This is a genomic window from Rhizobacter sp. Root1221 (assembly GCF_001425785.1).
Lineage (GTDB): Bacteria > Pseudomonadota > Gammaproteobacteria > Burkholderiales > Burkholderiaceae_C > Rhizobacter.
Map to the genome: position 1 here is coordinate 27,064 of NZ_LMDI01000007.1, position 18,945 is coordinate 46,008.

Here is an 18,945-nt window from a genome sequence, read left to right on the forward strand (position 1 = left end):
GGCAAGGCCGGGTGGGCACGGGGTTCAGTTCCCCCAACCCGACAGCAACCCGTCGGGGCGTTTCCCCGACGTGGACAGGTGTGCGCCGCTGGCGGCGGGCCGCACGAGCACCGTGGGGAAACTCACCGGCAGGGTGAGCGGGAAGTCGCGGCTGTAGTGCAGACCGCGGCTCTCGTGGCGCATCAGTGCTGAACGAACGATCAGCTCGGCGCAGTCGACGAGGTTGCGCAACTCGAGCAGGTCGCGGCTGACGCGGAAGTTGGCGTAGTAGTCCTGGATCTCGCTGCGCAGCAGCAGGATGCGGTGCAACGCCCGCTCCAGGCGTTTGGTGGTGCGCACGATGCCCACGTAGTTCCACATCAGCAGCCGCAGCTCGTCCCAGTTGTGGGCGATGACCACCTGCTCGTCGGCGTTCTCCACCTTGCTTTCGTCCCACGCCGGCAACGCCGGGTGCGGGCCGGTGCGGCGCGACAGGATGTCGCCCGCGCAGGTGCGGCCGAACACCACACATTCGAGCAGCGAGTTGCTGGCCAGCCGGTTCGCGCCGTGCAGCCCGGTGTACGTGGCCTCGCCCACCGCGTAGAGCCCCGGCAGGTCGGTGCGGCCCAGCAGGTCGGTGACGACACCGCCGCAGGTGTAGTGCGCCGCCGGCACCACGGGGATGGGCTGGCGGGCGATGTCGATGCCCAGCTGCAGGCACCGCGCGTGGATGGTGGGGAAGTGTTCCTTCAGGAAAGCTTCACCCAGGTGGGTGGCGTCGAGCAGCACGTAGTCGACCCCGTGCTTCTTCATCTCGAAGTCGATGGCACGCGCCACGATGTCGCGCGGGGCCAGCTCACCCCGTTCGTCGTGCGCGGGCATGAACCGCGTGCCATCGGGCAGCAGCAGCCGGCCGCCCTCGCCGCGCAGCGCCTCGGTGATGAGGAAGCTGCGCTCCTGCGGGTGGTACAGGCACGTGGGGTGGAACTGGATGAACTCCATGTTGCCCACCCGGCAGCCCGCGCGCCAGGCCATCGCGATGCCGTCGCCGGTGGAGGTCTCCGGGTTCGTGGTGTAGCGGTACACCTTGCCGGCGCCACCGGTGGCCATCACCACGGCGGACGCGGCCAGGGTCTCGACCCGCTGCGTTTCGATGTCGAGGGCGTAGATGCCGTAGCACCGCGCCGGCTCCTCGCGCTTGAGGTGGCGCGACGTGATGACGTCGAGGGCCATCCAGCGCTCCAGCAGGCGGATGTTCGGGTGGCGGCCCACCTCGGCGAGCAGCACGTCGTGGATGGCCTTGCCGGTGGCATCGGCCGCGTGGGCGATGCGGCGCACCGCGTGGCCGCCTTCGCGCGTGAGGTGCAGGCCGAGCGGGCCCTCGGGATCGGGGGAAAACGGCACCCCGCGCGCCACCAGCCACTCGATGACCTCGGCGCTGTGCTGCGCGATGAAGCGGGCGGTGTGTTCGTCCACCAGGCCGGCGCCGGCCTCCTGGGTGTCTCGCACGTGGGATTCGATGCTGTCGTCGGTGCCCAGCACACCCACGATGCCGCCTTGGGCCCACGCCGTGGCCGCCTCGTTCAGGCCGCGCTTCGCCAACACCACGACCGGCCGGTGTTCGGCCAGGTGGAGCGCCACCGTCAGGCCCGCCAGCCCGGCCCCCACGATCACCACGGGCAGGGCGGACAGGTCGGCTTCGTTCGAGGACATGGCAGGGAAGCCGCCCGGAAAGCCGCTTCGGAGTTCAGTGAATCGCTGATTCTATCGACGTAGGCGTTTTGTGACAGCCGCCCCGTGTCCGCGGGATTTTCGTGTCGGGCGCCGCATGAAACGATCCAGCCCGGCAGTCACATCCTGAAACAATCAGCGATACTGCCCACAAGGCCTGTGTGCGGAGGCGGTGGGTCTGTGGCGCGGGAAATGCAACAGGCCACCTGCACCGCACCGGACACAACAAGAAGGGGGAAGGATCCATGGCAGTGACAATGACCGGCCAAGCCGGCACACCGACCGCCGCCGGGCCGGAGGCGTGGCAGGCGACGCGGACGCAGACCAACATCGCCACCCAGTTCCTGGGCGACGAAAACGACTACCTGGCCGCCAAGTCCGACGCGGGCAACATCGGCCGGCACGTTGGCGGGGACCAGCACGAGTTGTTCGTCTCGTGCGACGCCGCCGAGGCCATGCAGCAGCAACTTGACCACCTGCGGCCCGACTACATCGCGCTGCACGACCTGGGCACCACGTCCTCGCACAAGCTGCTCACCGGGGTGGCCGCGGCCACGCAACGGTCGATGCAGAAGCTCGTGATCCGCCGCCAGGGCTACGGCACACCGCTCGCCACGCTCGAGTTCCTCGACCTGCCCACCGGCGACGGCACCGCGTTGCGCCTGTACACCACCGAATGCGACGCCGACAGCCACACCCGCCAGGGCATCGCCAAGGTGCTGCTGGCCTACAGCCGCCTGGGTGTGCTGATGGTGGGCGACCTGCCTCCGCACTTGCTGAAGTCGTCGCTGGAGTCCCTGCACGAAGCGATGGTGGTGGGGCCCTGGTTCAACCGCAACCTGTTGCTGCTGCCCCTCGCGTCATCCGCCACGCTCGCGCATGAGGGCCTGTCGCTCGGGCGCGGCACCGGTGTGCAGGTGCGCACCACGCCGCAGGTCACCCGGCCGGCAGACGCGTGGTCGTTTGTCAGCGGCACGTGGAACAAGCTGCGCGAACAGTGGAAGCCGGCCACCCCGCCCGCAGCCGCGGCCGCCGCACCCGCGCCCGCACCAGTCCAGCCTCCCCCGCCACCGCCGCCCGTGGCCCCTCGGCCGATGACCCCGATGCCGGTGCCACGGCATGCCATGGTGGTGCCCCCGGTGGAATCCACGCTCGGCCGGTATGTGCGCCTGCTGGCCGACCTGCCGGGCATGGTGAGCTGCTGCGTGTTCGACGTGTCGAACGGCCGCCCGCTGGTGCACGCCGGCGCACGCCCGGGCCCCGAGGAACTGGCCACCCATGGCAGCACGATGCTGGCCGCGCTGGGCAACGCGAGCCGGGCCCTCGGCCTGGGTCACGCGTTGCCGGAGGCCGCCATCACGCTGGGCTCGCACCACCTGCTGCTGCGCGGGGTGCCCAAGCATCCCGGCGTTGCGTTGCACGCCGTGCTCGACAAGACCCACGCAAACCTGACGCTGACACGCCTGCAGATCGGGCGCATGGACACCCTGTTCGACGAACCCACGAGCTGACCCCAACGTCAGCCCGGCGCCGCCTGGCGGAATCCTGCCGGAGACACCCCCGCCCACCGCCGGAACTGCCGGCTGAAGTGGGCCACGCTGGAGTAACCCAGGCGCTCGCTGACCTGCCCCACGCTCAGTGCGGCGTCGAGCAGCAGCAGTTTCGCGCGGCGCAGTTTCAGCATCGACCGGTACTGTTGTGCCGAGAGCCCGTAGACCTGGCGGAACAGCGTGTTGCCGTGCCCCGGCGTGTACCCGAGCCGGCGGATGGCCGCTTCGATGGGGGTCTCGGCCCCCTGCTCCACCTCGCGTTCGATCAGCGTGGCCAGCCGCTCGGCGGTCTGCAACGCCGCCTGCGGCAAGGCGGGCGCGCGGGCCGGGCCCTGCGCCAGCGCGGCAAACAGCGCGTACAGCGACGCGCACACCTCGAGGCGCCACGCGAGCGCCGGGACGGCCGCAGGATTGGCACGCCCCATGCGCTCGAGCACCGGGGTCACGTGGCGCAGCACCTCGTCGCCCGCGCTGAACACCCTGGACCCCATCAGGCACAGCACGCGGCGCAGCTCGATGTCGTCCACGTCGAAGTGCAGGCAGTAGAAGGCCGAATCGGCCGGCGCCATGGCGCCGTGCGCCTCGAACGGCGTCAGGAAGATCAGGTCGCCCGGCCGCTGCACCAGCGTGCGCCCGGTGAGCCGGGTGTGCTGTTCGCCGTGCAGCAGCAGGCCCAGCTCGAAATGCGGGTGGTCGTGCCGCCCGTACTGCCAACCCGCCGGCACGTGGGCCGTGTGGGCGCCCGTCAGCATCAGCGCGGCGCGCAGTTCGGGTTGCGGGTAGAGGGTGGGCTCCAGGGGGCGGTGTGCGGACATCTCCGCCGAGCATGCCCGAAAATCGTGGGTTTGGGCAACTGGGCCCGCCCTTTGGGGATCGTGCTGCGGTGCGCGGCCACGAAAAATGGGCGGGTCGTCCACGGAGCCCCCATGTCGAACATCTTCTTCAACACCCAGCACGCGCCCATCGGCGCCCACGCCAGCCTGACGCTCGGCTTCCCCGGCGCCCGCGGCGGGATGGACCTCGAACTGTGCCGCGCGCCGAATCAGTCGGTGCTCGTGGCAGTGGAATCGCGCACCCAGCCGAACCTGTTCGAGGCGCTGCCGTTCTCGGATCTCCCCGACCCAGCCGAGCGCCGCAAGTTCGTCAACGAGGAGCTGATGACCCACGTGGGCGAAACCCGCCCGTTCGACCGCGCCGCGGTGTCGCGCGACTTCCACCTCACCACCGACACCTGGCGCGCCGGCGACCTGCGCTACACGCTGTACACCCCGGTGCGCGACCTGCCCGACCTGGACCGCGACCTGCCCACCCGCGACGCCGACGCGCGGCGGGCGCTGGTGCCCGCGGTGCGCGGTGAGATCACCGTCGACAACCGGCGCGGCGAGTTCACGCGGCGCGTGGTGGTGGGCCTGTCCCGCATCGACCCGGTGCGCGGCCTGCGCCACGTGCGGCAGGACGGCCTCGTGGGCATCGGTGACGGGCTCGACCTGGGGCTGTTCACCGACGCCGAGGGCGCCTGGTCGTGCATCGGGTTCGATCCGCTGTCGGTGCTGAACGACCCGCACCCGTCGAACCGGCACGCGATGCTCGGCAACTGGGGGTCGCTCGTGTTCGAGGTGCCGGCGGGTGCGCTGCGCACGTTCCGCGTGGCCTACTGCTTCCATCGTCCCGGCGTGGTCACGTCGGGCCTGGCGGCGCGCTACTTCTACACGCGCTGGTTCGACTCGGTGGAATCGGTGGCCGCCTTCGCACTCTCGGAGTTCGACGAGGCCGTGGACGCCTGCCGCGCCGCCGATGCCGCGCTGGATGCCCGGGGCCTGAGCCCGGAACAGCACTTCACCGTGGCCCATACCACCCGCTCGTACCTGTACTCCACGCAGATGCTGGCGCACGACGGCCGCGCGCTGTGGGTGGTCAACGAGGGCGAGTTCAACATGATGAACACGCTCGACCTCGCCGCCGACCATGCGCTATACGAGGTGCAGCACCACCCGTGGACGGTGCGCAACGTGCTGGAGCAATACGCCGAGCGGTTCGCCTACGTGGACCGCCTGCACTTCGCCGCCACGGGCCTCGTGTGCGACGGCGGCGTGACCTTCCCGCACGACATGGGCATCAACGGCCACTTCGCCCTGCCCGGCCGGTCGGCGTACGAAATGGCGGGCCTGACCGGCTGCTTCTCGTACATGGCCACCGAGGAGCTGCTGAACTGGATCCTGTGCGCGGGCCTGTACGTGCAACACGCCAATGACCTGGCATGGGCCACGTCGTACGCCACGCTGCTGGAGCAGTGCCTGCAGAGCCTCGAACAGCGCGACCACCCCGACGACACCCAGCGCATCGGCGTGCCCCGTGCCGACAGCAGCCGCTGCGAAGGCGGCCGCGAGATCACCACCTACGACTGCCTCGACCCGTCGCTGGGCCAGGCGTCGGGCAACACCTACATCGCCGGCAAGGCGTGGGCGGCCGGCGTGATCCTGCGCCATGTGTTCGAGCGCATCGGCCTGCCCGGCCCCGCCCGGCGTGCGCACCTGCAGGCACGGCGGGCCGCGGCCACCGTGCGGGCAAGCGCGCGATCCGACGGCCGCATCCCGGCGCTGCTCGACGGCGGTGGCGACGCGGTCATCCTGCCGGTGATCGAGGGCCTCGCGTACCCCTGGTTCGCCGGCTGCCGCGACGCGCTGGACCTCGACGGCGAATACGGCCCGTACCTGCGCACCTTGAAGCGCCACCTCGAGGAGCACGTGTTGCGCGAGGACACGTGCCTGTACCCCGACGGCGGCTGGCGCATCACGTCGAGCAACAGCAACACGTTCCCGGCGAAGGTGTACGTGTGCCAGTTCGTCGCCAGGGAGATCCTGCGTTCACCGCTGGGCGCCGTGGGCGACCGGGCGGACGCCGCCCACATGGCGTGGCAACTGCACCCGGAGCACAGCGCCGGGTGCTGGACGGAGCAGGTGGACAACGGCATCGCCCACACCGCGAAGTACTACCCGCGTGGGGTGTCGAGCAACATCTGGCTGACCGAGAAGGCACCGCGGCGAAGGCCGGGGTCTCCAGCGTTGTCCAGTGCACCGTCGGTGGAGGTGTCTGGCGAAGGCGGTCGCTGACTGGCGGTCATCGGTGGAGATCCCGGCCTGCGCCGGGATGACCGCGGTGGGGCGACACGCCGTCAGTGCACCACCCGGCTGAACCGGAACTCCCCTTCCTCCACGTCCACGGGGATCACGTCCTTCGGCCCGAAGCGCCCTTCCAGGATCAGCTTGGCCACCGGGTTCTCGATGTGCTGCTGGATGGCGCGCTTGAGCGGCCGCGCGCCGAACACCGGGTCGAAGCCGGCCTTGGCCAGCTCGACCAGCGCGCTCGGCGACACGTCGAGCTTCATGTCCATCTTCTCCAGGCGCAACTCCAGTGTTTTCAGCTGGATCTTCGCGATGGACTCGATGTTGGCCCGGTCGAGCGCGTGGAACACCACGGTTTCGTCGATGCGATTCAGGAACTCGGGGCGGAAGTGCTGCTTCAGTTCGACCCACACCGCCTCGCGGATCAACTCGCTCGACTGGCCGGCCATCTGCATGATGTGGTGCGAACCGAGGTTCGACGTCATCACGATCACGGTGTTCTTGAAGTCCACGGTGCGGCCCTGGCCGTCGGTGAGGCGGCCGTCGTCGAGCACCTGCAGCAGCACGTTGAACACGTCCGGGTGGGCCTTCTCCACCTCGTCGAGCAGCAACACGCTGTAGGGCTTGCGCCGCACCGCCTCGGTCAGCTGGCCCCCTTCGTCGTAGCCCACGTACCCCGGGGGCGCGCCCACGAGGCGGCTCACCGAGTGCTTTTCCATGAACTCGCTCATGTCGATGCGGATCAGGTGGTCCTCGCTGTCGAACAGGAAACCGGCGAGCGCCTTGCACAGCTCGGTCTTGCCCACACCCGTGGGGCCGAGGAACAGGAACGAGCCGGTGGGCCGGTTCGGGTCGGACAGGCCCGAGCGCGACCGGCGGATCGCGTTCGAGACCGCGGTGATGGCCTCGTCCTGGCCGATCACGCGGTCGTGCAGCTTCACCTCCATCTGCAGCAGCTTCTCGCGTTCACCCTGCATCAGCTTGGCCACCGGGATGCCGGTAGCGCGGGCCACCACCTCGGCGATCTCCTCGGCACCCACCATCGTGCGCAGCAGCTGCGGACGGCCTTCGGGCGAGGCGCCCTTCTTCAGCTCCTTCGCCTGCGCGTCCTTCAGCGTGCGCTCGAGTTCCGGCAGCCGGCCGTACTGCAGCTCGGCCACCTTGTTGAAGTCGCCCTTGCGCTTGAGGTCCTCGATCTGCGTACGGATGCGGTCGATCTCTTCCTTGACGTGGGCCGAACCCTGCGCCGCGGCCTTCTCGGCCTTCCAGATCTCGTCCAGGTCGGCGGCCTCGCGCTGCAGCTTCGCGATCTCGTCCTCGAGCAGCGAGAAGCGCTTCTGCGATGACTCGTCCTTCTCGCGGCGCACGGCCTCGCGCTCGATCTGCAGCTGGATCAGCCGGCGGTCGAGGCGGTCCATCAGCTCGGGTTTCGAGTCGATCTCGATCTTGATCTTGGCCGCCGCCTCGTCGATCAGGTCGATGGCCTTGTCGGGCAGGAAACGGTCGGTGATGTAGCGGTGGCTCAGCTCGGCCGCGGCCACGATGGCCGGGTCGGTGATCTCGACACCATGGTGCACCTCGTACTTCTCCTGCAACCCGCGCAGGATGGCGATGGTGGCCTCCACGGTGGGTTCACCCACCAGCACCTTCTGGAAGCGGCGTTCGAGCGCGGCATCCTTCTCGACGTACTTGCGGTACTCGTCGAGCGTGGTGGCGCCAATGCAGTGCAGCTCGCCGCGCGCCAGGGCGGGCTTGAGCATGTTGCCCGCGTCGATGGAACCTTCGGTCTTGCCGGCGCCCACCATCGTGTGGATCTCGTCGATGAACACGATGGTGCGGCCTTCGTCCTGGGCCACTTCCTTCAGCACCGACTTCAGGCGTTCCTCGAAGTCACCGCGGTACTTGGCCCCGGCGAGCAGCAAGGCCATGTCGAGCACCAGCACACGCTTGTTCTTCAGCGAATCGGGCACCTCGCCGGCCACGATCCGCTGGGCCAGCCCCTCGACGATGGCGGTCTTGCCCACGCCGGGTTCGCCGATCAGCACCGGGTTGTTTTTCGAGCGGCGCTGCAGCACCTGGATGGTTCGGCGGATCTCGTCGTCGCGGCCGATCACCGGGTCGAGCTTGCCCCGGCGGGCGCGGTCGGTCAGGTCGAGCGTGTACTTCTTCAGCGCTTCGCGCTGGCCTTCGGCGTCGGGGCTGTCGACCTTCTGGCCGCCCCGCACCGCGTCGATGGCGGCTTCGAGCGACTTGCGGGTGAGGCCATGTTCCTTCAGGAACGGCCCGAAGGCATTCTTGCTGTCGGTGCCGGCCAGCAGGAACATCTCGCTCGCAATGAACTGGTCCCCGCGCTTGTTGGCCTCCTTCTCGGCGGCCTGCAGCAACGCGCCGGTGTCGCGGCTGGCCTGCACGGGTTCACCCCCCTGCACCTGCGGCAGCTTCTTGATCTCGGCATCGAGCCCGGCCTGCAAGGCTGTGGTGTTGACACCGGCGCGCTGCAGCAGGGCCTTGGGCCCATCGGCCTCGGCCAGCATGGCCGACAGCACGTGGACGGGTTCGATGTAGGGGTTGTCTCGCGCCAGCGCGAGGCTCTGGGCCTCGGACAACGCGGTCTGGAACTGGGTGGTGAGTTTGTCGAGTCGCATGGGAACAATCCTCCGATTGCCCATCATGTGAGGAGACACGCCCGGAATTCAAGCGGAACCGAACCACCCCCGGGCCATCGCCGCCCCCAACGCCGCGAAACCCAACGCCCCCAGCACGTGGGCCAGCGTGTGGGCCAGGGCCCAGCCGAAGGCGCCGCGTTGCAGCAACGCCAGCGATTCGCCGGAAAACGCCGAGAACGTGGTCAGCCCGCCCAGGAAACCGGTGACCAGCAGCAGCCGCAGCATCTCGTTCGGCACCCGCGCGAACGACACCAGCGCGATGCCGATCAGCAGCCCGCCCACGCAGTTGACCAGCAAGGTACCGAGCGGCAGCGCCGCGCCGGGGGTGTTGAACCACACGCCGGCCAGCCAACGGAGCACGGCCCCCACGGCGGCGCCCACGGCCACCGCCACCATCTGCCACCACGGGAAAGCACCGGTCATGGGCCGGCGTTCCCGCTGTCGAGGCCCCAGCGCCGCAGCGCCTCGTCGTCGGTGGTGCGGGCATCCACCCAGTGGGCGCCCTCGGGCGTGTGTTCCTTTTTCCAGAACGGGGCCTGGGTCTTGAGGTAGTCCATGAGGAATTCGCAGGCCTGGAAGGCCTGGCCGCGGTGGGCGGACGACACGGCCACCAGCACGATCTGGTCGCCAGCCTCGAGCGCGCCCACGCGGTGGATGATGCGCACGGCGCGCAGGTCGAACCGGGCCTCGGCCGCGCCGATCATGGCCTCGATGGACGCCTCGGTCATGCCGGGGTAGTGCTCGAGTTCCATGCGCAACACGCCCTGCCCCGCGCTCACATCGCGCACGGTGCCGACGAAGCTCACCACCGCGCCCACCCCGCCGTCACCCCGGCGCAGCGCGGCCACCTCGGTGGAGAGGTCGAAGTCGGCGGCCTGGACAGTCACACGGGCCATGGATCAGCCTCCGGTGACCGGCGGGAAAAACGCCAGTTCGGCGCCGTCGGTGACCGCCGTCGACTCGGGGCACAGCGTCTGGTTGAGCGCACAACGCAGCGCCCGCCCGCTGGCAAGGGCCTGCGCATGGACGTCGTCTCGTGCCTGCAGCAAGCGCCGCACGTCGGCCACCGTGGCGCCGTCGGGCACTTCGAGCAGACCGCCGGCCCCCAGGGCCTCGCGCAGCGAGGCAAAGAATTTCAGCGTCACCTTCATGCGAACCACTCCGAAAACGGCACGTAGCGCACAGTGTCACCCTGGCGGATGGCGGTCTGCGCCGGGTTGTCGACCAGCCCGTCGCCCCACACGGCCGAGGTCAGCACGCCCGAGCCCTGGTTCGTGAACAGGTCGAGCCCGCCCTCGGCGTTGCGGCGCACCCGCAGGAACTCGCGGCGGCGGTCGGCCGGCCAGTCGAAGTGGGCGGGCAGCATCAGCGGGGCCGGCAGGTCGGCGCTGGCCCCCTGCAGGCGGCGCAACACCGGCCGTGCAGCCAGCAGGAACGTGACGAAGCTCGACACCGGGTTGCCGGGAAGCCCGATGAACCAGGCGTTGCCGCCGCCTGCGCGGCGCACGCTGCCAAACGCCAGCGGCTTGCCGGGTTTGACGGCGAGTTGCCAGAGGTCGAGCGCCCCTTCGGCCAGCACGGCCGGGCGCAGGTGGTCTTCCTCGCCCACCGACACCCCGCCGCTCGTGACGATCAGGTCGTGCCCGACGGCTGCGCGGCGCAGCGCGTCGCGGGTGGCGTCCAGGCGGTCGGGCACGATGCCAAGGTCGGTGCACTCGGCGCCCATGGCCTGGATCAGCGCGCGCAGCGTGAACCGGTTGGAGTTGTAGATGGCGCCGGGTTTCAGCGCCTCGCCTGGCATCGCCAGCTCATCGCCCGTGGAAAAGAGCGCCACACGCGGGCGGCGCACCACGTCCAGCGACGCTGCACCGACAGACGCCGCCAGCCCCAGCGCCTGCGGCGTGAGCCGCGTGCCGGCCGGCAGCACCACGCTGTCGCGGCGCACGTCCTCGCCACGGCGGCGGATGGCGAGCCCCGCATCGGGCACGATGCCCACCCGCACGGCGCCATCGAGCGCCTCGCACTGCTCTTGCATCACCACCGCGTCGGCACCGTGGGGCACCGGGGCGCCGGTGAAGATGCGCGCCGCGGTGCCGGGCTGCAGCGCGGCGCCCACGTGACCCGCTGCCACGCGCTGGCTGACGGGCAGCACGGTGCCGGCGGCCGGCACGTCGGCGCGGCGCATCGCATAGCCGTCCATCGCGCTGTTGTCGGCGGGGGGCACATCCACGAGCGCCACTACATCGCGGGCGAGCACTCGGCCCAGGCCGTCGAAGGTGGAAACCGTCTGCACCTCGGTGGCCGGCAGCGGCGACACGGCGTCGCGCAGCCGCGCCAGCGCGTCATCCAGCGGCAGCAGCGCCGGGCGGGAAGTCGGGGAAGGTGTACTCATAGCGGTCGGGGTCGGAAAGCAGGAAGGCCGCCACCGCGGGCGCGTCGCCCAGGTCCAGCAGCGGCAGGCCCGTGCGCTCGGGCAACCGGGCGGGGTCGTCGGTGGCAATGGCCACGATGTAGGGATCAACCGGATATTGCACCGGATGCCCGGTTTCCGCTCGCCAGACCTCGATTTTCGGAAGGTCGGCGTGCTTGAAACCTTCGACCAGCGCCCAATCGCACACCGACAGCTCGGCGAGCATCTGGTGCACGCCGGTGTCCACCTCGACCTCGTACTCGCGCACGATGGCCAGGCGCCGGCTGGATGCCACCACGGTCTCGAACGCACCGGCCTTGCGGTGGCGGTAGGAGTCCTTGCCGGGGTGGTCGATGTCGAAGTCGTGGTGGGCGTGCTTGAGCACCGAGACACGCTGGCCCGCGGCCCGCAGGGCCGGGATCAGCTGCTCGATCAGCGTGGTTTTTCCGGAACCCGACCGGCCACAGAAACCGATGACCTTCACGCGTGTTCAGCGATGAACCGCTTGATGCGTTCGGCGTCGGCCGGCATGGCCTCGAACCGCTTGGGCAGTTGTTCGATGCCCACGAGCGCGGCGGGGCGGTCGGGCTCGCGCCCCAGGGCCTCGACGATCGTGTCGGCGAACTTCACCGGGAGCGCCGTCTCGAGCACGATCATGGGCACGTCCGCCTCGGCGAAATCGTGCGCCACCTTCAGGCCATCGGCCGTGTGGGTGTCGATCATGGTGCCGAAACGCGCGAAGGTGTCGCGGATGGTGGCCAGGCGGTCGGCGTGGGTGCTGTGGCCCGACTGGAAGCCGTACGCCGCGATGCGCTCGAACTGCTCGGGCGCCAGCGTGAAGTGGCCGTGCTGCTCCAGCTGGGTCTTGAAGAGGTCGCGGGTGACCGCACCGTCGCGCCCCAGCAGGTCGAACACGAAACGCTCGAAGTTCGAGGCCTTCGAGATGTCCATCGACGGGCTCGAGGTTTCGTACGTCTCGGCGCTGGCGCGCGGGCGGTAGGTGCCGGTGCGGAAGAACTCGTCGAGCACGCGGTTCTCGTTGGTGGCCAGCACCAGGTGCTTGATGGGCAGGCCCATCATGCGGGCCACGTGGCCGGCGCAGATGTTGCCGAAGTTGCCAGAAGGCACTGCGAACGTGACGCGCTCGCCCTCGCCCTTCGTGGCCTGGAAGTAACCGGCGAAGTAGTACACCACCTGGGCCAGCAGGCGGGCCCAGTTGATGGAGTTGACCGTGCCGATCTTGTGCTGGCGCTTGAACGCCAGGTCGTTCGAGACGGCCTTGACGATGTCCTGGCAGTCGTCGAACACCCCCTCGACGGCGAGGTTGTGGATGTTGGCGTCCTGCAGGCTGAACATCTGCGCCTGCTGGAACGGGCTCATGCGCCCGAGTGGCGACAGCATGAAGACGTTGACGCTCTTCTTGCCCCGCATGGCGTACTCGGCCGCGCTGCCGGTGTCGCCCGACGTGGCGCCCAGGATGTTCAGCGTTTCGCCGCGGCGGCCCAGTTCGTACTCGAACAGGTTGCCGAGCAACTGCATCGCCATGTCCTTGAAGGCGAGCGTGGGACCGTTCGACAGCGCCTCCAGGTGCAGGCCCGGCTGCAGCGTCTTCAGCGGCACGATGGCGTCGGTGCCGAACACCTCGCGCGTGTAAGTCTTCCTGGCGATGGCACGCAGGTCGTCCGCGGGGATGTCGTCGATGAACAGCGACAGGATCTCGAAGGCGAGGTCGGCGTACGGCAGGTTGCGCCACTGCGCGAGCGTGGCCTTGCCGATGACAGGATAGTGCGTGGGCAGGTACAGCCCGCCGTCGGGCGCCAGGCCCTCGAGCAGGATGTCGGAGAACCCGCGCGGGGTCTGTTCGGCCGCGGGGCTGCGGGTACTGATGTATTTCATGTCAAGGCCGCCAGGTCAGCTCAGCTCTTCCTTGCGGATGCGCACGATCGGGGCGAGCACCGTGGGCAGCGCCTGCATCGCGGCGATGGCCTGGTTCATGTCGCCCTCGCGGGTGTCGTGCGTGAGGATGATGACGTCGGTCTTGGACTCACCTTCGGCCGACTCGCGCTGCAGCAGCGCGTCGATCGAGATGTTGCGCTCGCCGAGGATGCCGGTGATGCGGGCCAGCACGCCGGCCTGGTCGGCCACCTGCAGGCGCAGGTAGAACGCCGTGACCACGTCTTCCATGGGCAGGATGGGCGTGTTGGCCAGCTCGTCCGGCTGGAAGGCCAGGTGCGGCACGCGGTGGTCCGGGTCGGCGGTGTGCAGGCGGGTGATGTCCACCAGGTCGGCCACCACGGCGGATGCCGTGGGTTCGCTGCCGGCGCCCTTGCCGTAGTACAGCGTGGTGCCCACGGCGTCGCCGTGCACCACCACCGCGTTCATGGCCCCTTCGACGTTGGCGATGAGGCGCTTGGCCGGCACGAGCGTGGGGTGCACGCGCAGCTCGAAGCCCGTGTCGCGGCGCTTCGTGATGCCCAGCAGCTTGATGCGGTAGCCCAGCTGTTCGGCGTAGGTGATGTCGGCGGCGGCCAGCTTCGTGATGCCTTCGACGTAGGCACGATCGAACTGCACCGGGATGCCGAACGCGATGGCGCTCATCAGCGTGACCTTGTGGGCCGCGTCGATGCCTTCGATGTCGAACGTGGGGTCGGCTTCGGCGTAGCCGAGGCGTTGCGCTTCCTTGAGCACGACGTCGAAGTCGAGGCCCTTGTCGCGCATCTCCGACAGGATGAAGTTGGTGGTGCCGTTGATGATGCCGGCGAGCCACTGGATGCGGTTGGCCGTGAGGCCTTCACGCAGCGCCTTGATGATGGGGATGCCGCCGGCCACGGCCGCTTCGAACGCCACCATCACGCCCTTGGCCTGCGCCGCGGCGAAGATCTCGGTGCCGTGCACCGCGAGCAGCGCCTTGTTGGCGGTGACCACGTGCTTGCCGGCCGCGATGGCTTCCATCACGAGCGCCTTGGCGATGCCGTAGCCGCCGATCAGCTCGACGACGATGTCGATCTCGGGGTTGGCGATGACCTGGCGGGCATCCGACACCACTTCGACGTCGGTGCCGACGACGGCGCGGGCCCGGGCGGTGTCGAGGTCGGCCACCATCGCGATGCGGATGCTGCGGCCCGCGCGGCGGCGGATCTCTTCCTCGTTGCGAAGGAGCACGTTGTACGTGCCGCTGCCGACGGTGCCGATGCCCAACAGGCCGACTTGGATGGGTTTCATGGTCAGACCGGCCTCGTGGGCCGCAGTAAAAAGCTCGAAGCGGAGCGGGAAATCAGAGTGCCAGGCGTTTGCGGTAGCCGTGCAGGAACCGGGCGATGCGGCCGATGGCTTCGGTCAGGTCGTCGGAGTTGGGCAGGAACACCAGGCGGAAGTGGTCGGGGTGGATCCAGTTGAAGCCCGTGCCCTGCACGATCAGCACCTTTTCCTCGGCGAGCAGGTCGTAGGCGAACTGCTGGTCGTCGGTGATGGGGTAGACCTTCGGGTCGAGCCTCGGGAACATGTACAGCGCCCCCTTCGGCTTCACGCACGTCACCCCGGGGATGTCGGTGAGCAGCTGGTGCGCCAGGTCGCGCTGGCGGCGCAGCCGGCCGCCCGGAGCCACCAGGTCGTTGATGCTCTGGTAGCCGCCCAGGGCCGTCTGGATGGCCAGCTGCCCGGGGGTGTTGGCACACAGGCGCAGCGAGGCCAGCATGTTCAGGCCCTCGATGTAGTCCTGCGCGTGGCGCTTGTCGCCGGACACCACCATCCAGCCCGCGCGGTAGCCACAGGCACGGTAGTTCTTCGACAGGCCGTTGAAGGTGACGAACAGCACGTCGTCGGCGAGCGAGGCGATGCTGGTGTGCTGGTGGCCGTCGTACAGCGTCTTGTCGTAGATTTCGTCGGCGAACACGATCAGCTGGTGCTCGCGGGCGATCTGGACGATCTCGAGCAGCAGGCTGTCGGGGTACAGCGCGCCGGTGGGGTTGTTCGGGTTGATGACGACGATGCCCTTCGTGCGGGGCGTGACCTTCGCGCGGATGTCGGCGATGTCGGGCATCCAGTCGGACTGTTCGTCGCAGATGTAGTGCACCGGCGTGCCGCCGGACAGCCCTACCACGGCGGTGTGCAGCGGGTAGTCGGGGGACGGGATCAGCACCTCGTCGCCGTCGTTGAGCAGTGCATTCATGCTCATCGCGATGAGCTCGGACGCCCCGTTGCCCAGGTACACGTCGTCGACCGAAACGCCCGCCACGTTCTTCTGCTGCGTATAGTGCACCACCGCCTTGCGCGGGGCGAACAGGCCCTTGCTGTCGGTGTAGCCGGCGGCCACCGGCGACGGCAGGTTGCGGATCATGTCCTGCACGATCTCGTCGGGCGGCTCGAGGCCGAACGCGGCGACGTTGCCGATGTTCAGCTTGATGATCTTGTGGCCCTCTTCCTCCATCAGGCGGGCCTTGTCGAGCACAGGCCCGCGGATGTCGTAGGCGACGTTGGCCAGCTTGCCGGACTTGAGGATGGGCTTCAACACGGGTCTCCCGGAGGGGTCTATGGTGCACGAGATCTGGCGCGCACCTGCGGAAAACCTACAATTTAACCATATGAAACTGCATGCCGACCGCCTCGAAGGCGTCAACGCCGTGTTCGGGCACGGCCCGGGCGAGATCTCCATCAACAACACGGTGTTCCGTCACAGTGTGATCGTGCCGTGGCAAGGTGCCATCCTGCCGTGGGACGTGGCCGCGTTCGAATCGCTCACCGCGGCCCATTTCCAGCAGGTGGCCGACCTGAAGCCCGAACTCGTGATCTTCGGCAGTGGTGCCCGCATCCGCTTCCCCGCGGCGGCCCTGCTGCGGCCGCTGATCGAGCGTGGCATCGGCGTGGAGACCATGGACACGGGGGCCGCGTGCCGCACGTACAACGTGCTGGCGGGCGAGGGACGCCCGGTGGTGCTGGCCGCCGTGCTGACGCCCGCCGCGTGAGCTCGCGCTATCCCCCTAAGTGATGACCGGGTTGCACGGGGATCGATAACGGCGCAGGGCTTATAATCTCGGGCTACGCCTCTGCACCAAGGGCGCAACTTCCCCGAAATTCTTCATGACGCCAGCCCTCAACAAACCCCTCCCGGAATTTGAAGCGCTCGCAACCGGTGGCGTGAAGTTCACGCCGCAGGCTTTCGCCGGGCAAACCGTCGTTTTGTACTTCTACCCGAAAGACAATACTCCCGGATGCACCACGGAAGCCATGCAATTCCGTGATCGCCACAAGGATTTCGTGAAAGCCGGCGCCATCGTGTTCGGCGTCTCGCGCGACAACATGAGTTCGCACGACAAATTCAAGCAAAACCTTGAATTGCCGTTCGAGCTGATTGCCGATACCGAGGAAAAGCTCTGCCACATGTTCGGCGTGGTCAAGAACAAGATCATGTACGGCAAGAAGGTCAAGGGCATCGAGCGCAGCACGTTCCTGATCGACGGCGCCGGTGTGCTCCGGGCGGAATGGCGCGGCCTGAAGGTGGCCGGGCACGTCGACGAGGTGCTCAAGGAAGTCAAGGCGTTGAAAAAAACCGCTTGATTTTTCCCGCCTCGGGACCGCTTCCAGCAAAAAGCCGGCATTGCCGGCTTTTTTCATTTCCATGCCGCCGGTGGCGCTGCTTGAGCAGCAATCCAACTTGTGCATAATCAATTCATGTTTGTGAGCCGTGATACCCCGCAACCCCCTCCGAAGCCGCACGGGCGACTGTGCGGCTTTTTTGTTTCCCAGCCCACCTGAACGCCCATGCCACTGCCCAAGCCGCCTGCCAAACGTGCCAGTCTCCTGACCCCCGCCGATTTCGACTCGCAGGCCGCGCCCAAACCGGGCAAACGGACCACCCAGAAACACCCCGCCGCCGAGCCCGCCTCCGCCGCGCTCGATCTCTATGAGCCGCCTCGGGAAGCCGCCCCGGTGATCGCCCCGGTGCTTGCGCGCCCTGCCCCGGTGGCGCAACGCCCGGCCGCCCAGCCCAAGGCGCGCAAGCCGCGCACCGCCGGCCCGGCCAAGCTCTTCGTGCTCGACACCAACGTGCTGATGCACGACCCGATGTGCGTGTTCCGCTTCGAGGAACACGACGTCTACCTGCCCATGATCACGCTCGAGGAACTCGACGATCACAAGAAGGGCATGTCCGAAGTGGCGCGCAATGCCCGCCAGGTGAGCCGCGACCTCGACGCGCTGGCCGCCAGCCTCACCGACAACCCCGGCGCCGACATGGCCGACGGCCTGCCGATCGCCCACACCGGCCACCGCGAAGCCGGCGGCAAGCTGTTCTTCCAGACCACGTTGCTCGACGTCGACCTGCCCCGCGGGCTGCCGCAAGGCAAGGCCGACAACCAGATCCTCGGTGTCGTGAAGGCCCTGCGCGACCAGCACACCGGCCGCGAGGTGGTGCTGGTGTCGAAGGACATCAACATGCGCATCAAGGCCCGCGCCCTGGGCCTGGCCGCGGAAGACTACTTCAACGACAAGACCCTCGACGACGGCGACCTGCTCTACACCGGCGTGCAGTCGCTCCCGTCCGACTTCTGGGACTTGCACGGCAAGACCATGGAAAGCTGGAACCAGGGCGGCCTCACGTACTACCGCATCAGCGGCCCGCTCGTGCCGTCGCTGCTGATCAACCAGTTCGTATTCCTTGAAGCCCCGGGCGCCACGCCGCTGTACGCCAAGGTCACCGAGATCACCGGCAAGACGGCCGTGCTGCGCACGCTGCGCGAGTACACCCACCAGAAGAACGCCGTGTGGGGCGTCACGGCACGCAACCGCGAGCAGAACTTCGGCCTCAACCTCCTGATGGACCCCGACTGCGACTTCATCACGCTGACCGGCACCGCCGGCACCGGCAAGACGCTGATGACCCTCGCCGCCGCGCTGTCGCAGGTGATGGACGACCGCCGCTACACCGAGATCATCGTCACCCGCGTGACCGTGCCGGTGGGCGAGGACATCGGCTTCCTGCCAGGCACCGAGGAAGAGAAGATGTCGCCGTGGATGGGCGCCCTCGACGACAACCTGGAAGTGCTGTCGAAGACCGACGGCGCCGCGGGTGAATGGGGCCGCGCGGCCACCAACGACCTGGTGCGCAGCAAGATCAAGATCAAGAGCCTGAACTTCATGCGCGGGCGCACGTTCCTGAACAAGTTCGTCATCATCGACGAAGCCCAGAACCTGACACCCAAGCAGATGAAGACGCTGATCACGCGCGCCGGCCCCGGCACGAAGATCGTGTGCCTTGGCAACCTCGCGCAGATCGACACCCCGTACCTCACCGAAGGCAGCTCCGGCCTCACCTACGCAGTGGACCGGTTCAAGGGTTGGCCGCACAGCGGCCACGTCACCCTGGCCCGCGGCGAACGCTCCCGGTTGGCGGACTTCGCTTCCGAAGTGCTCTGATTCGTCATGCGCCCGAAAAACGCCCGGCCTGGCCGGGCGTTTTTTTGCCGCCTGCGCGGTCGCGCCACACGGCCTGC

Annotated in this window: 16 protein-coding genes; 5 read left to right on the plus strand and 11 right to left on the minus strand. The window is 68.5% G+C overall.

Annotation, left to right across the window (positions count from 1 at the left end; genetic code table 11):
• Positions 1–24: 24 nt before the first annotated feature.
• Positions 25–1,692, minus strand: a complete 1,668-nt coding sequence (nadB, locus tag ASC87_RS06700; protein WP_056658588.1) for an L-aspartate oxidase — start codon at positions 1,690–1,692, stop codon at positions 25–27.
• 263 nt (positions 1,693–1,955) lie between these two features.
• Here nadB and ASC87_RS32685 point away from each other — a divergent pair, with 263 nt between their 5' ends.
• Entirely contained in the window at positions 1,956–3,221 is a 1,266-nt protein-coding gene (locus ASC87_RS32685) for a hypothetical protein (RefSeq protein WP_235582086.1), read from the plus strand.
• Between the two features lie 8 nt (positions 3,222–3,229).
• Here the strand turns inward: ASC87_RS32685 and ASC87_RS31645 are convergent, their stop codons facing one another.
• Entirely contained in the window at positions 3,230–4,075 is an 846-nt protein-coding gene (locus tag ASC87_RS31645; protein ID WP_056658595.1) for an AraC family transcriptional regulator, read from the minus strand.
• 111 nt (positions 4,076–4,186) lie between these two features.
• Between ASC87_RS31645 and ASC87_RS06715 the strand changes: the two genes are divergently transcribed.
• Entirely contained in the window at positions 4,187–6,370 is a 2,184-nt protein-coding gene (locus tag ASC87_RS06715) for a glycoside hydrolase family 52 protein (protein ID WP_056658598.1), read from the plus strand.
• A 62-nt stretch (positions 6,371–6,432) separates the two neighbouring features.
• Here the strand turns inward: ASC87_RS06715 and clpB are convergent, their stop codons facing one another.
• Genes clpB through ASC87_RS06760 form a run of 9 tightly spaced genes read right to left on the minus strand, consistent with a single transcriptional unit; the run spans position 6,433 to position 15,965 of the window.
• Positions 6,433–9,027 carry an ATP-dependent chaperone ClpB gene (gene clpB / locus ASC87_RS06720; protein WP_056658612.1) on the minus strand — a complete coding sequence of 865 codons (2,595 nt, stop codon included), beginning with the start codon at positions 9,025–9,027 and terminating at the stop codon, positions 6,433–6,435.
• 48 nt (positions 9,028–9,075) lie between these two features.
• On the minus strand, positions 9,076–9,471 hold the full coding sequence (gene crcB, locus ASC87_RS06725) for a fluoride efflux transporter CrcB (protein WP_082568448.1): 396 nt from the start codon (positions 9,469–9,471) through the stop codon (positions 9,076–9,078).
• Positions 9,468–9,944, minus strand: a complete 477-nt coding sequence (locus tag ASC87_RS06730) for a molybdenum cofactor biosynthesis protein MoaE (protein WP_056658615.1) — start codon at positions 9,942–9,944, stop codon at positions 9,468–9,470. The genes crcB and ASC87_RS06730 overlap by 4 nt, the downstream gene beginning before the upstream one ends.
• A 3-nt stretch (positions 9,945–9,947) precedes the next feature.
• Positions 9,948–10,199, minus strand: a complete 252-nt coding sequence (locus tag ASC87_RS06735; protein WP_056658617.1) for a MoaD/ThiS family protein — start codon at positions 10,197–10,199, stop codon at positions 9,948–9,950.
• Positions 10,196–11,440: a gephyrin-like molybdotransferase Glp gene (glp, locus tag ASC87_RS06740; RefSeq protein ID WP_056658619.1), complete on the minus strand. Its 1,245-nt coding sequence runs from the start codon at positions 11,438–11,440 to the stop codon at positions 10,196–10,198. Before glp ends, ASC87_RS06735 begins: the two co-directional genes overlap by 4 nt.
• Positions 11,391–11,942 carry a molybdopterin-guanine dinucleotide biosynthesis protein B gene (gene mobB / locus ASC87_RS06745; RefSeq protein ID WP_056658622.1) on the minus strand — a complete coding sequence of 184 codons (552 nt, stop codon included), beginning with the start codon at positions 11,940–11,942 and terminating at the stop codon, positions 11,391–11,393. The genes glp and mobB overlap by 50 nt, the downstream gene beginning before the upstream one ends.
• Positions 11,939–13,354 (minus strand): threonine synthase, encoded by a 1,416-nt coding sequence (gene thrC, locus ASC87_RS06750; RefSeq protein ID WP_056658626.1) that lies wholly within the window; start codon positions 13,352–13,354, stop codon positions 11,939–11,941. Before thrC ends, mobB begins: the two co-directional genes overlap by 4 nt.
• 15 nt (positions 13,355–13,369) lie before the next feature.
• Positions 13,370–14,680, minus strand: coding sequence for a homoserine dehydrogenase (locus tag ASC87_RS06755; protein WP_056658629.1), 1,311 nt, complete (start codon positions 14,678–14,680; stop codon positions 13,370–13,372).
• Between the two features lie 52 nt (positions 14,681–14,732).
• Positions 14,733–15,965, minus strand: coding sequence for a pyridoxal phosphate-dependent aminotransferase (locus ASC87_RS06760; protein ID WP_056658635.1), 1,233 nt, complete (start codon positions 15,963–15,965; stop codon positions 14,733–14,735).
• Positions 15,966–16,038: 73 nt separating this feature from the next.
• Between ASC87_RS06760 and ASC87_RS06765 the strand changes: the two genes are divergently transcribed.
• The 3 genes from ASC87_RS06765 to ASC87_RS06775 all read left to right on the plus strand — a co-directional run bounded on the left by ASC87_RS06765 (position 16,039) and on the right by ASC87_RS06775 (position 18,868).
• Positions 16,039–16,419: an Mth938-like domain-containing protein gene (locus ASC87_RS06765; protein WP_056658639.1), complete on the plus strand. Its 381-nt coding sequence runs from the start codon at positions 16,039–16,041 to the stop codon at positions 16,417–16,419.
• 115 nt (positions 16,420–16,534) lie between these two features.
• Positions 16,535–17,011 carry a peroxiredoxin gene (locus tag ASC87_RS06770; RefSeq protein ID WP_056658642.1) on the plus strand — a complete coding sequence of 159 codons (477 nt, stop codon included), beginning with the start codon at positions 16,535–16,537 and terminating at the stop codon, positions 17,009–17,011.
• 204 nt (positions 17,012–17,215) lie between these two features.
• Positions 17,216–18,868 carry a PhoH family protein gene (locus ASC87_RS06775; RefSeq protein ID WP_056658646.1) on the plus strand — a complete coding sequence of 551 codons (1,653 nt, stop codon included), beginning with the start codon at positions 17,216–17,218 and terminating at the stop codon, positions 18,866–18,868.
• The last annotated feature ends 77 nt before the right edge of the window (positions 18,869–18,945 follow it).